The organism is Escherichia sp. GZ89 (genome assembly GCF_019366485.1).
GTDB classification, from domain to species: Bacteria; Pseudomonadota; Gammaproteobacteria; order Enterobacterales; family Enterobacteriaceae; genus Escherichia; species Escherichia fergusonii.
The window spans coordinates 160,470-172,673 of the sequence record NZ_JAEOHX010000008.1 but is presented as its reverse complement, the minus strand read 5'-3'; the positions used below and the strand labels follow the sequence as shown (position 1 = coordinate 172,673).

The following is a 12,204-nucleotide window of genomic DNA, read 5'->3' as shown; positions in this document are numbered from 1 at the left end:
AATGAAAAAAAATGCCCAGTCCGTGGAAGCCTGGCTGGAGGCGATGATCGCCGTGGCGCGCTATTACCGCCTCGATTTTTCCCAGGAGAATGTGCGCGCGACCGTCAACTGGGAGCGCGACAGCAAACGGGAGGAGTTACTCACTGATATGGCGCGGCAGTTGGGGATGGGGCTACGGCTGGTGGAATTTTCCGCCGACTCGCTTAACCCGTGGCGGCTGCCGCTGATCGCGGTGTTTGATAATCAACAGATTGGCGTGATCACCCGCCGCGACAATCACGACAATATCAGCGTTCAGTTCAGCGGTGACGAAGGGCTGGAAACCACATTAAACGTCACGGATATAGAAGACAAAATCGTTGAACTGGCGCTGCTGCGCCCGCTCAGCGCCATCCCTGACGCGCGGGTAGATGACTACATTCGCCCGTATCAGGCGAACTGGTTCTGGAATCTCTCGCTAAAAGACTGGCGGCGTTACGGCGATATTATGCTGGCCTCACTGGTGGCGAACGTGCTGGCGCTGGCGGCGATGATTTTCTCGATGCAGGTTTACGACCGGGTGGTTCCGGCGCAATCGTACCCGACGCTATGGGTGCTGTTTGCCGGGGTGATGATGGCGATCCTGTTTGAGTTCTGTATGCGAATGGTGCGCACACACCTTTCCGATGTGATCGGCAAACGGGCGGATCTGCGTATTTCGGATCGCGTGTTTGGTCACGCATTACGGCTGAAAAATAACGTGCGATCGAAATCCACCGGATCGTTTATCTCACAGATCCGCGAACTGGAATCGGTGCGGGAGCTGATCACCTCCACCACCATTGGCGCGGTAGCGGATCTGCCATTCTTCCTGCTGTTTGTCTTTATTCTGTGGATGATTGGCGGCTGGCTGGTGCTGGTTGTTTTGCTGGCGCTGCCGTTGCTGGTGATCCCCGGCCTGCTGGTGCAACGCCCGCTGGCGCGGCTGGCGAACGAAGGGATGCGCGAATCGGCAGTGCGCAACGCTACGCTTGTCGAGGCCGTGCAGTCGATTGAAGACATTAAACTGCTGCGTGCTGAACAGCGTTTCCAGAATCAGTGGAATCACACCAACGACGTGGCCTCGTCCATCAGTATGAAGCAACGTTTTCTCACCGGGCTGCTGCTCACCTGGACGCAGGAAGTGCAATCCATCGTCTATGTGGTGGTGCTGTTGGTGGGCTGCTTCATGGTGATGAACGGCGACATGACCACCGGCGCGCTGGTGGGGACGACGATTCTGGCTTCGCGCACCATCGCGCCGCTGTCGCAGATATCCGGCGTGCTTTCGCGCTGGCAGCAGGCGAAAGTGGCGCGTAACGGGCTTGATGAACTGATGAAGCGCCCGGTGGATCAGCCGGAGCACGGCAAACTGGTGCATAAAGCGGTACTGCACGGTAATTATCAGTTCAGCAACGCGGTGTTTTATTACGACGAAGAAGAGAAGATTGCCGATGTGGCGATCGGCAAACTCAACATTCAGGCCGGAGAGAAAATCGCCATTCTTGGGCGCAACGGCGCGGGTAAATCAACGCTACTGCAAATGCTCGCCGGAATGCGTATCGCCCAGCAGGGGCAGGTGTTGCTGGATAACATCAGCATCGGGCAACTTGATCCGGCGGATCTGCGCCGCGACATGGGGCTGCTGAGCCAGACCGGGCGACTGTTCTTCGGTTCGCTGCGGGAAAATCTCACCATGGGGATGCCGGAGGCCAGCGATGAAGATATCGAACGCGCATTAACCCTCAGCGGGGCGCTGCCCTTTGTGCAGAAGCAGAAAAACGGCCTCAACTACATGATTCAGGAAGGGGGATTTGGCCTCTCTGGTGGTCAGCGACAAACGCTGCTGCTGGCGCGGCTACTCATCTCTCAGCCGAATATCGTGCTGCTCGATGAACCCAGCGCCTCGCTGGACGAAATGGCGGAAGCGTATTTAATCGAACAACTGAAACAGTGGATTGGCCATCGCACGCTGGTCATCGCCACTCACCGCATGGCAATGCTGCAACTGGTGGACCGCATTATCGTAATGGATCAGGGGCGGATTGTGATGGATGGCGCGAAAGAGGCCATTTTGCGTGAACAGGGCGAACCCACGGCGCGACGGGTGGTGTTGCAGGAGAAGAATAAGGGGTCTGCCGCATGAACGGACAACTGCAATACAACCGGGGCCTGACTGAACCCCGTCTGCCACGTTCGGCGCTGGCGGTGCGCGTTACCGCTGTGATGCTGCTCTGTTTTCTCGGCTGGGCGTGGTATTTCCAGCTTGATGAAGTCACTACCGGCAGCGGCACGGTAGAACCTTCCGGACGCGAACAGGTGGTGCAGTCGCTGGAAGGCGGGATTTTGTATCATCTCGACGTGAAGGTTGGCGATATTGTCGAACAGGGGCAGCCGCTGGCGCAGCTTAACCGCACCAAAACGGAATCCGACGTCCAGGAAGCGATGTCGCGGCAGTATGCGGCGCTGGCAACCTCGGCGCGGCTGCGGGCAGAAGTGAGCAATAAACCGCTGGTTTTCCCTGACGAACTGAATAAATTCCCCGAACTTATCGAGTCGGAAACGGCGTTATATAACACTCGCCGCGACGGGTTGAACAAAGCCACCACCGGGTTGACGCAGGGGATTAGCCTGGTCAACCGCGAACTGGCGATGACCCAGCCGCTGGTGAAACAGGGGGCGGCGAGCAGCGTTGAAGTGCTGCGCCTGCAACGCCAGGCCAATGAACTGGAAAACAAACTTAGCGACGTTCGTACGCAATACTACGTACAGGCGCGCGAAGAGTTAGCGAAAGCCAATGCGGAAGTGGAAACCCAGCGTTCGGTGATCCGCGGGCGGGAAGATTCTCTCACCCGGCTCAACTTTACTGCGCCGGTGCGAGGCATTGTTCAGGACATTGACGTCACCACGGTTGGCGGCGTCATCGCCCCCGGTGGTAAACTCATGACTATCGTGCCGCTGGATGAGCAACTGCTGATCGAGGCAAAAATCTCCCCGCGCGATGTGGCGTTTATCCATCCGGGGCAAAAATCGCTGGTGAAAATAACCGCTTACGATTACTCCATCTACGGCGGCTTGCCAGGGGAAGTGGCGGTGATATCACCAGACACCGTGCAGGATGAAGTGCGACGCGATGTTTATTACTATCGGGTGTACATTCGTACTTTCAGCAACCATCTGGAAAATAAAAGCAAACAGCAGTTTCCGATATTTCCCGGCATGGTGGCGACAGTCGATATCCGCACTGGCAAAAAAAGCGTGCTGGATTATCTGTTGAAACCCTTTAACAAAGCACAGGAGGCGTTGCGCGAACGATGAACATTAGCGATGTAGCAAAAATTACCGGCCTGACCAGCAAAGCCATTCGCTTCTATGAAGAAAAGGGGCTGGTGACGCCGCCGATGCGCAGCGAAAATGGTTATCGAACCTACACGCAGCAGCATCTCAACGAACTGACCTTACTGCGCCAGGCGCGCCAGGTGGGCTTTAACCTGGAAGAGAGCGGCGAACTGGTGAATCTGTTTAACGACCCGCAGCGTCACAGCGCCGATGTAAAACGGCGCACGCTGGAGAAGGTGGCGGAGATAGAACGGCACATTGAGGAGCTGCAATCCATGCGCGACCAGCTACTGGCGCTGGCGAATGCCTGCCCCGGTGATGACAGCGCCGACTGCCCAATTATCGAAAATCTCTCTGGCTGCTGTCATCATCGGGCAGGGTGATTAAGACGAGACGGCTCGAATATGTAGGGTTATCCCTTCTATCGCAATCACCTCAACATGCGTACCTGCGGCGAAATCCTCGCTGGCGCTGACAGGCCATGAACTGTCACCGACGCGCATATGACCGCGCCCGTTGACCAGCGGTGATTCCAGCACAAACCGTCTGCCGATCAATTGTTGACCGCGCTGGTTAAGATGGCTGTCACTGTGCTTTTGTTCGCGCACGCCTCGTGCCAGCCATTTCCACCACAGCCAGGCGGCGAGCAGCGTCAGGATGGCAAACATCACCCCTTGCCACTCCCAGCCCAGCGGCAGCAACCAGACCACCAGGCCAGTAATCACTGCCGCGACACCGCTCCACAACAGATAACCATTGCCGCCCAGCATCTCGGCAGCCAGCAACAAACCGCCGAGACTTAGCCAAAAAATATGCGGATGGATAGCTATCATCTCGATCATGATTTATTTCGCTCGTTCGCGCTGTCTTTCACCAGTTCAGCAATCCCGGCAATCGACCCCATCAGGCTGCTGGCCTCTAATGGCATCATTACTACTTTGCTGTTACTGGAAGAACCGATCTGCTGCAACGCTTCGGTATATTTCTGTGCTACGAAGTAGTTCACTGCCTGAATATCACCAGAGGCGATGGCTTCCGACACCATTTGGGTAGCACGGGCTTCTGCTTCAGCGGAACGTTCACGCGCTTCAGCTTGCAAAAATGCTGACTGACGTTCGCCTTCCGCTTTCAGGATTTGTGACTGTTTCTCACCTTCCGCTTTGAGAATTTCCGCCTGACGGATCCCTTCAGCTTCAAGGATGTAAGCGCGTTTAGTACGTTCCGCTTTCATCTGCGCGTTCATTGAAGAGATAAGCTCTGCGGGCGGGCGTACGTCGCGAATTTCAATACGGGTGACTTTAATCCCCCACGGGTTGGTGGCCTCATCGACAATACGTAGCAGACGTGAGTTGATGCTGTCGCGCTGAGAGAGCATTTCATCGAGTTCCATTGAACCCAGCACGGTACGGATGTTAGTCATGGTCAGGTTGATGATCGCCAGCTCCAGATTGCTGACTTCATAAGCGGCGCGCGGCGCGTCAATCACCTGAATAAAGCACACGGCGTCGATAGTGACGTTGGCGTTATCTTTCGAGATAACTTCCTGAGAGGGGATATCGAGCACTTGCTCCATCATATTGATCTTACGACCAATGCGATCCATAAACGGCACCACCAGACTGAGCCCCGGCTGTAACGTTTTGGTATAGCGACCAAAACGTTCTACTGTCCACTGATATCCCTGCGGTACGATTTTGACACCCGCGCCAACAATGACCAGCGCGACAAAAATGAGAATGGGAATAAAGATAAACATCGAAAAAACCTCCTGTTGTACCGTCCATAATAAAAGCGATTGTTGTCTGCTCAGCTAAATTATACCTGATTAATAAATGATAGTTCCCCCACAATCCTTCGGGGGATACACTATTTGTGTTAAAAATGAGAAAAAGGGAAATGTCATGCAGGAAAATAGTCCTTTGCTTCAACTGCAAAATGTTGGATATCTGGCAGGTGGGGCAAAAATTCTCAATAACATCAGTTTTTCATTGCGTGCTGGTGAATTTAAGTTAATAACCGGTCCTTCCGGTTGCGGTAAAAGTACGCTATTAAAAATTGTTGCTTCATTAATCAGTCCGACCAGTGGAACGTTGCTGTTTGCAGGCGAAGATATCTCCCTTCTGAAACCAGAAGAGTATCGCCAGCAAGTATCCTACTGTGCTCAGACCCCCGCGCTGTTTGGCGATACGGTATACGATAACCTGATTTTTCCCTGGCAGATCCGTAACCAGCAGCCTGACCCGGCCATTTTTCTCGATTTTCTTGAACGCTTCGCTTTACCGGACAGCATTTTGACGAAGAATAACGCCGAGCTATCTGGTGGTGAAAAACAACGCATCTCATTGATTCGTAACCTGCAATTTATGCCGAAGGTTTTATTGCTCGACGAAATCACCAGTGCGCTGGATGAAAGTAATAAACATAACGTTAATGAGATGATCCACCGTTATGTGCGCGAGCAAAATATTGCCGTGCTGTGGGTGACACACGATAAAGACGAAATTAATCATGCGGATAAAGTGATTACACTGCAACCGCATGCCGGAGAAATGCAGGAAGCACGCTATGAACTCGCATAATATTACTAACGAATCATTAGCACTGGCATTGATGCTGGTGGTGGTGGCAATCTTAATTAGCCATAAAGAAAAACTGGCGCTGGAGAAAGATATTCTCTGGAGCGTCGGGCGCGCGATAATTCAGCTGATTATTGTCGGCTATGTGCTGAAGTATATTTTCAGCGTGGATGATGCCAGCCTGACATTATTGATGGTGTTATTTATCTGCTTTAATGCGGCGTGGAACGCGCAAAAACGCAGTAAATATATTGCTAAAGCTTTTATCTCATCGTTTATTGCCATTACGGTCGGGGCAGGAATTACCCTGGCGGTACTGATCCTCTCTGGGTCGATTGAATTTATCCCGATGCAGGTGATCCCTATCGCCGGGATGATAGCCGGTAACGCCATGGTAGCGGTGGGGTTGTGTTACAACAATTTAGGGCAACGGGTCATTAGCGAACAGCAACAGATTCAGGAGAAACTGAGTCTTGGCGCGACGCCGAAACAGGCTTCAGCGATATTGATTCGCGACAGTATTCGCGCGGCTTTAATTCCGACGGTCGATTCAGCAAAAACGGTTGGCTTAGTGAGTTTACCGGGAATGATGTCCGGGCTGATATTTGCCGGGATTGATCCGGTGAAGGCGATTAAATATCAGATTATGGTGACCTTTATGCTGCTCTCAACCGCCAGCTTGTCGACCATTATTGCCTGCTATTTAACCTATCGTAAGTTTTACAATTCGCGCCACCAATTGGTGGTGACGCAATTGAAGAAGAAATGATGCGATGCCGGATGCGCAGCATCGCATCCGGCGTTGTGGTTCATGTGTCGATCAACGGAAACTCAATACAACAACGCATACAGCTGGCGGCGATACTTCGACGCCAGCGCATCACCCGTACCCAGCGCAGCGAGGATCTCCTGGAACGTTTTACGCGTCTGACCGTCTGCGGCGGTGAGATCTTTACGCAGATGCCCAAACAGCAACTCCAGTGCCTCTTCATTGCGCCCAACCTGATGCAGTTGCAGTGCCAGTTGCGTCGCCAGGGCGGCATCTTCTGGATTCTCTGCCACCTGCTGTTGCAACTGTTGAATTTCCGGCGTATCAGCCGCCTGCTTCAGTAGTTCAATTTGCGCCACCAGCCCCTGGTAGCGAGTGTCCTGATCCTGCAACGGAATGGTTTTCAGCACGGCTTCTGCATCTTCAGAACGGTTCAGCGCAATCAGCGTTTCTGCCAGCAGCAGGCCGATCTCCCCGTTCTGATTCGACAGCTGCCAGGCGTCTTTCAGCAATGGCAGGGCGTCGGTGTAATTGCCTTCCTGCATCAGTTGCATCGCCTGCTGCGCTTTCAGCTCTTCTTCGCGCGGCAGCACTTTATCCAGCAGGGCGCGGATCGCCTCTTCCGGTTGCGGCCCCTGGAAGCCGTCTACCGGTTGCCCGTTCTGGAACAGATACACGGTCGGAATCGCGCGCAGACCAAACTGGGCGGCAATCATCTGCTCTGCGTCGCAGTCCAGCTTCGCCAGAATAAATTGCCCGTTGTACTGCGCCGCAAGGCTTTCCAGAATTGGGGTTAACTGCAAACAGTGCTGGCTACGTTCAGACCAAAAATAGAACAGCACCGGAGTGGTCATCGACTGTTCAAGAACCTGTTGCAGGTTAGATTCGTTAATGTTGACAATATTTTCTACGGACATGGAGTCGCTCTCTGTTGTCGATATTTTCTTTGACATGGGGGCTTAAGCGCGCGCTTCAACTCACCCTTGCAATATTTTGTCCATCAAGCGCCCCGGCAGCAGGCGTTTGAGCACCATTACCGCCCAGGTCACCAGCGTCACCGGATAGCGCATCTTCGGCTTCTCGCTAATAAAAGCATGGCGCACTTTGTCGACCACTGCTTCCGGTCCCAGCGTAAAGCGGGCGGCGATGCCGGGGTTTTCGACAGGTTTATCGCTTTGCGTCTGGTTGACGTTGTCGGTGAAGCGAGTACGAATGGGACCAGGTTCGATCAGGCTGATTTTAATTCCGCTGTGGCGCAGCTCCATGCGCAGTGCGTCTGACCACGCCTCCAGCGCATATTTACTGGCCGCGTAAGCGCCACGACCCGGCGTGGAGATTAATCCCATCACCGATGAGGTCATCACAATACGCCCTTCACCGTGCGGCAACATCGCGGGTAACAGGCGCATGGTGAGCTGGTGTGCGCCGAAAAAGTTGGCGGAAAACTGCTGTTCCATCTGCGCACGGCTGATGGTGGAAAGGGGGCCATACATGCCGAATCCGGCATTGTTAAAGATCCCATACAGACAATTATCGGTCAGGGCGATCACTTCGTCGGCTGCGCGATCAACACTTTCTGGCGAATCCAGATCGATCAACACGCCGGTGAATCCCATATTGTTCATGCGCTCAACATCATCCGGTTTCCGGCAACCTGCCAGCACATGAAAACCCTGGCGTTTTAATTCGAGCGCGCTTTCTAGGCCAATTCCACTGGAACATCCGGTAATTAAGACCGATTTTTGCATAACTTTACCTGTCAGGATCTCCGTTGCTTTATGAGTCATGATTTACTAAAGGCTGCAACTGCTTCGCCATCCAGTCGGCAATAAACGGCTGGGCGTCGCGGTTGGGATGAATACCGTCATCCTGCATCCATTGTGGCTTGAGGTAGACCTCTTCCATAAAAAAGGGCAGCAGCGGAACATCAAACTCTTTGGCGAGTTTGGGGTAAATGGCGCTAAAGGCTTCATTATAACGGCGACCATAGTTTGCAGGCAGACGTATTTGCATTAACAATGGTTCAGCGTTGGCGGCTTTGACATCCTGCAAAATCTGGCGCAGCGTTTGCTCGGTTTGCTGTGGCTGAAAACCACGCAAACCGTCATTGCCGCCCAGTTCAACCAGCACCCAACGCGGCTGATGTTGTTTCAGCAGAGCCGGAAGGCGCGCCAGTCCTTGTTGCGAGGTGTCGCCGCTGATGCTGGCATTAACTACCGACGTTTTACTCTGCCACTTATCATTCAACAAGGCAGGCCAGGCCGCGCTGGCAGACATTCGATACCCGGCGCTCAGGCTATCACCCAGAATCAATAACGTGTCCGCTGCGGCGGCACGGAAGGTTAACAGGACCAGGAACAGGAAGGGCAAATGCCAGCGGAAAACATTGTTGAAGTTCATCATCTTAAGAAGTCCGTCGGTCAGGGGGAGCATGAACTCTCCATCCTCACCGGAGTTGAGCTGGTTGTCAAACGTGGCGAGACCATCGCGCTGGTGGGCGAGTCGGGATCGGGTAAGTCAACGTTGCTGGCGATCCTCGCCGGACTGGATGACGGCAGCAGTGGCGAAGTGAGTCTGGTGGGACAACCGCTACATAATATGGACGAAGAAGCGCGGGCAAAGTTGCGCGCGAAGCACGTAGGCTTTGTTTTTCAGTCATTTATGTTAATTCCTACCCTTAACGCGCTGGAAAACGTCGAGCTTCCGGCGCTGCTGCGCGGTGAGAGTAGCGCAGAAAGTCGTAACGGGGCGAAAGCGTTGCTCGAACAGTTAGGGCTGGGTAAACGTCTTGATCATCTTCCGGCACAGCTTTCCGGTGGCGAACAGCAACGGGTGGCGCTGGCGCGTGCCTTTAACGGTCGGCCAGATGTGCTGTTTGCCGACGAACCCACCGGTAACCTTGACCGCCAGACAGGCGATAAAATTGCCGACCTGCTGTTTTCCCTCAACCGTGAGCATGGCACCACGTTGATTATGGTGACTCACGACCTGCAACTGGCGGCACGTTGCGACCGCTGCTTACGACTGGTTAACGGGCAGTTGCAGGAGGAAGCATGATTGCACGTTGGTTCTGGCGCGAATGGCGCTCGCCGTCGCTATTAATTGTCTGGCTGGCGCTAAGCCTGGCGGTGGCCTGCGTGCTGGCGCTGGGCAATATCAGCGATCGCATGGAGAAAGGGTTAAGCCAGCAGAGCCGTGAGTTTATGGCGGGCGATCGGGCGTTGCGCAGTTCGCGCGAAGTGCCGCAAGCATGGCTGGAGGAAGCGCAAAAGCGCGGCCTGAAAGTCGGCAAGCAGCTGACTTTCGCCACCATGACCTTTGCAGGCGACACGCCGCAACTGGCGAACGTCAAAGCGGTGGATGATATCTACCCGATGTATGGCGATCTGCAAACCAATCCCCCTGGCCTGAAACCACAGGCGGGCAGCGTATTGCTGGCCCCACGCCTGATGGCATTGCTTAACCTGAAAACGGGCGACACCATTGACGTGGGCGATACCACCTTGCGGATTGCCGGAGAAGTGATTCAGGAACCGGATTCCGGTTTTAACCCCTTCCAGATGGCCCCGCGTCTGATGATGAATCTGACGGATGTCGATAAAACCGGAGCCGTGCAACCGGGAAGTCGGGTCACCTGGCGCTATAAATTCGGCGGCAGCGAGAACCAGCTCGACGGCTATGAGAAATGGCTGTTACCACAGCTTAAACCAGAACAACGCTGGTACGGTCTGGAACAGGACGAAGGCGCGCTGGGGCGCTCGATGGAACGTTCGCAACAGTTCCTGCTGCTTTCGGCGCTTCTGAGCTTGCTGCTGGCGGTGGCGGCGGTCGCGGTGGCGATGAATCATTACTGTCGCAGTCGCTACGATTTGGTGGCGATCCTCAAAACGCTGGGGGCAGGGCGAGCACAATTGCGTAAGTTAATTGTCGGTCAGTGGTTGATGGTGCTGGTACTTTCAGCCGTTACCGGCGGGGCGATAGGGCTGTTGTTCGAAAACGTGTTGATGGTGCTGCTCAAGCCAGTGCTACCTGCCGCTTTACCTCCTGCCAGCCTCTGGCCGTGGTTGTGGGCGTTCGGCACCATGACGGTCATCTCGCTGCTGGTGGGGCTACGACCGTACCGCTTGTTGCTGGCAACGCAGCCTTTACGCGTATTACGTAATGATGTGGTAGCGAACGTCTGGCCGCTGAAGTTTTATCTGCCGATTGTCAGTGTGGTGGTTGTGCTGCTGCTCGCCGGATTAATGGGCGGCAGTATGCTGCTCTGGGCGGTGCTGGCGGGCGCGGTAGTACTGGCTTTGCTGTGCGGTGTGCTGGGCTGGATGCTGCTGAATGTACTTCGCCGCATGACGCTGAAATCGCTACCTCTGCGCCTGGCGGTTAGCCGCCTGTTACGTCAGCCGTGGTCAACGTTAAGCCAGCTTTCGGCATTTTCGCTCTCCTTTATGCTGCTGGCACTGCTACTGGTGTTGCGTGGCGATCTGCTCGACCGCTGGCAACAGCAGCTACCGCCAGAAAGCCCGAACTACTTTTTAATCAACATCGCCACAGAACAGGTTACGCCGCTAAAAGCGTTCCTCGCGGAACATCAGATAGTCCCGGAATCGTTTTATCCGGTGGTGCGGGCGAGACTGACGGCGATTAACGGCAAGCTGACAGAAGGCAATGAAGATGAGGCGCTCAATCGCGAACTCAATCTTACCTGGCAAAATACGCGGCCCGATCATAATCCGATTGTCGCCGGTAACTGGCCGCCAAAAGCCGATGAAGTGTCGATGGAAGAGGGGCTGGCGAAACGCTTAAACGTTGCCCTCGGTGATACCGTGACTTTTATGGGCGATACCCAGGAGTTCCGCGCTAAAGTGACCAGCCTGCGCAAAGTGGACTGGGAAAGTCTGCGGCCTAATTTCTATTTTATTTTCCCTGAAGGGGCATTAGACGGGCAACCGCAGAGCTGGCTCACCAGTTTTCGCTGGGAGAACGGCAACGGCATGTTGACGCAACTCAACCGCCATTTCCCGACCATTAGCCTGTTAGACATTGGCGCGATTTTAAAACAGGTCGGTCAGGTGCTGGAGCAGGTAAGCCGGGCGCTGGAGGTGATGGTGGTGCTGGTCACCGCCTGCGGTATGTTGCTGTTGCTGGCACAGGTGCAGGTGGGAATGCGTCAGCGTCATCAGGAGCTGGTGGTGTGGCGCACTCTCGGTGCGGGGAAAAAACTGCTGCGCACGACATTGTGGTGTGAGTTCGCCATGCTCGGGTTTGTATCCGGCCTGGTGGCCGCAATTGGTGCGGAAACGGCGCTGGCAGTGTTGCAGGCGAAAGTGTTTGATTTCCCGTGGGAGCCAGACTGGCGATTGTGGATTGTGCTGCCGTGCAGCGGTGCGCTGCTGCTGTCGCTTTTCGGCGGCTGGCTGGGTGCGCGACTGGTTAAGGGTAAGGCGCTGTTCAGGCAGTTTGCGGGGTGATGTGACAAAGCCGTTTATTTCTACCTGGTAGATA

The 12,204-nt window shown here is 54.6% G+C and carries 12 protein-coding genes; 7 read left to right on the top strand and 5 right to left on the bottom strand.

All coding sequences use genetic code 11. From position 1 onward, the window contains the following. Window position 1: 1 nt before the first annotated feature. The 3 genes from K0335_RS14500 to cueR are packed head-to-tail and all read left to right on the top strand — an operon-like array spanning window position 2 to window position 3,740. A complete protein-coding gene (locus K0335_RS14500) occupies window positions 2–2,164 on the top strand; it encodes a type I secretion system permease/ATPase (RefSeq protein ID WP_104919591.1) in 2,163 nt (720 codons plus the stop codon). Then, window positions 2,161–3,336, top strand: coding sequence for an HlyD family type I secretion periplasmic adaptor subunit (locus tag K0335_RS14495; protein ID WP_219393890.1), 1,176 nt, complete (start codon window positions 2,161–2,163; stop codon window positions 3,334–3,336). The genes K0335_RS14500 and K0335_RS14495 overlap by 4 nt, the downstream gene beginning before the upstream one ends. Further along, a complete protein-coding gene (cueR, locus tag K0335_RS14490) occupies window positions 3,333–3,740 on the top strand; it encodes a Cu(I)-responsive transcriptional regulator (RefSeq protein WP_001026747.1) in 408 nt (135 codons plus the stop codon). The genes K0335_RS14495 and cueR overlap by 4 nt, the downstream gene beginning before the upstream one ends. Here the strand turns inward: cueR and K0335_RS14485 are convergent, their stop codons facing one another. Both K0335_RS14485 and K0335_RS14480 read right to left on the bottom strand, forming a co-directional pair. Next, window positions 3,741–4,199 (bottom strand): NfeD family protein, encoded by a 459-nt coding sequence (locus K0335_RS14485; protein ID WP_104919590.1) that lies wholly within the window; start codon window positions 4,197–4,199, stop codon window positions 3,741–3,743. Beyond that, the gene (locus tag K0335_RS14480; protein WP_000469524.1) at window positions 4,196–5,113 is read right to left on the bottom strand and encodes an SPFH domain-containing protein; all 918 of its coding nucleotides are present in this window, start codon (window positions 5,111–5,113) and stop codon (window positions 4,196–4,198) included. Before K0335_RS14480 ends, K0335_RS14485 begins: the two co-directional genes overlap by 4 nt. A 145-nt stretch (window positions 5,114–5,258) precedes the next feature. On the opposite strand from K0335_RS14480, the gene fetA reads away from it, so the two are divergent. Beyond that, the gene (fetA, locus tag K0335_RS14475; RefSeq protein ID WP_104919589.1) at window positions 5,259–5,936 is read left to right on the top strand and encodes an iron efflux ABC transporter ATP-binding subunit FetA; all 678 of its coding nucleotides are present in this window, start codon (window positions 5,259–5,261) and stop codon (window positions 5,934–5,936) included. Then, the gene (fetB, locus tag K0335_RS14470; protein ID WP_001295323.1) at window positions 5,923–6,702 is read left to right on the top strand and encodes an iron efflux ABC transporter permease subunit FetB; all 780 of its coding nucleotides are present in this window, start codon (window positions 5,923–5,925) and stop codon (window positions 6,700–6,702) included. Before fetA ends, fetB begins: the two co-directional genes overlap by 14 nt. Before the next feature lie 62 nt (window positions 6,703–6,764). Here the strand turns inward: fetB and cnoX are convergent, their stop codons facing one another. From cnoX to tesA, 3 genes are read right to left on the bottom strand one after another with little or no spacing between them, the layout of a single operon-like run. Then, a complete protein-coding gene (cnoX, locus tag K0335_RS14465) occupies window positions 6,765–7,619 on the bottom strand; it encodes a chaperedoxin (protein ID WP_001295322.1) in 855 nt (284 codons plus the stop codon). Between the two features lie 60 nt (window positions 7,620–7,679). Next, window positions 7,680–8,489: an NADP(+)-dependent aldehyde reductase gene (gene ybbO, locus K0335_RS14460; protein WP_104919587.1), complete on the bottom strand. Its 810-nt coding sequence runs from the start codon at window positions 8,487–8,489 to the stop codon at window positions 7,680–7,682. After that, the gene (gene tesA, locus K0335_RS14455; RefSeq protein ID WP_001295836.1) at window positions 8,479–9,102 is read right to left on the bottom strand and encodes a multifunctional acyl-CoA thioesterase I/protease I/lysophospholipase L1; all 624 of its coding nucleotides are present in this window, start codon (window positions 9,100–9,102) and stop codon (window positions 8,479–8,481) included. Before tesA ends, ybbO begins: the two co-directional genes overlap by 11 nt. Between tesA and ybbA the strand changes: the two genes are divergently transcribed. Then, the gene (gene ybbA / locus K0335_RS14450; protein WP_001110573.1) at window positions 9,073–9,759 is read left to right on the top strand and encodes a putative ABC transporter ATP-binding protein YbbA; all 687 of its coding nucleotides are present in this window, start codon (window positions 9,073–9,075) and stop codon (window positions 9,757–9,759) included. The genes tesA and ybbA overlap by 30 nt on opposite strands. Continuing rightward, on the top strand, window positions 9,756–12,170 hold the full coding sequence (gene ybbP, locus K0335_RS14445) for a putative ABC transporter permease subunit YbbP (protein ID WP_104919586.1): 2,415 nt from the start codon (window positions 9,756–9,758) through the stop codon (window positions 12,168–12,170). Before ybbA ends, ybbP begins: the two co-directional genes overlap by 4 nt. Window positions 12,171–12,204: the final 34 nt, after the last annotated feature.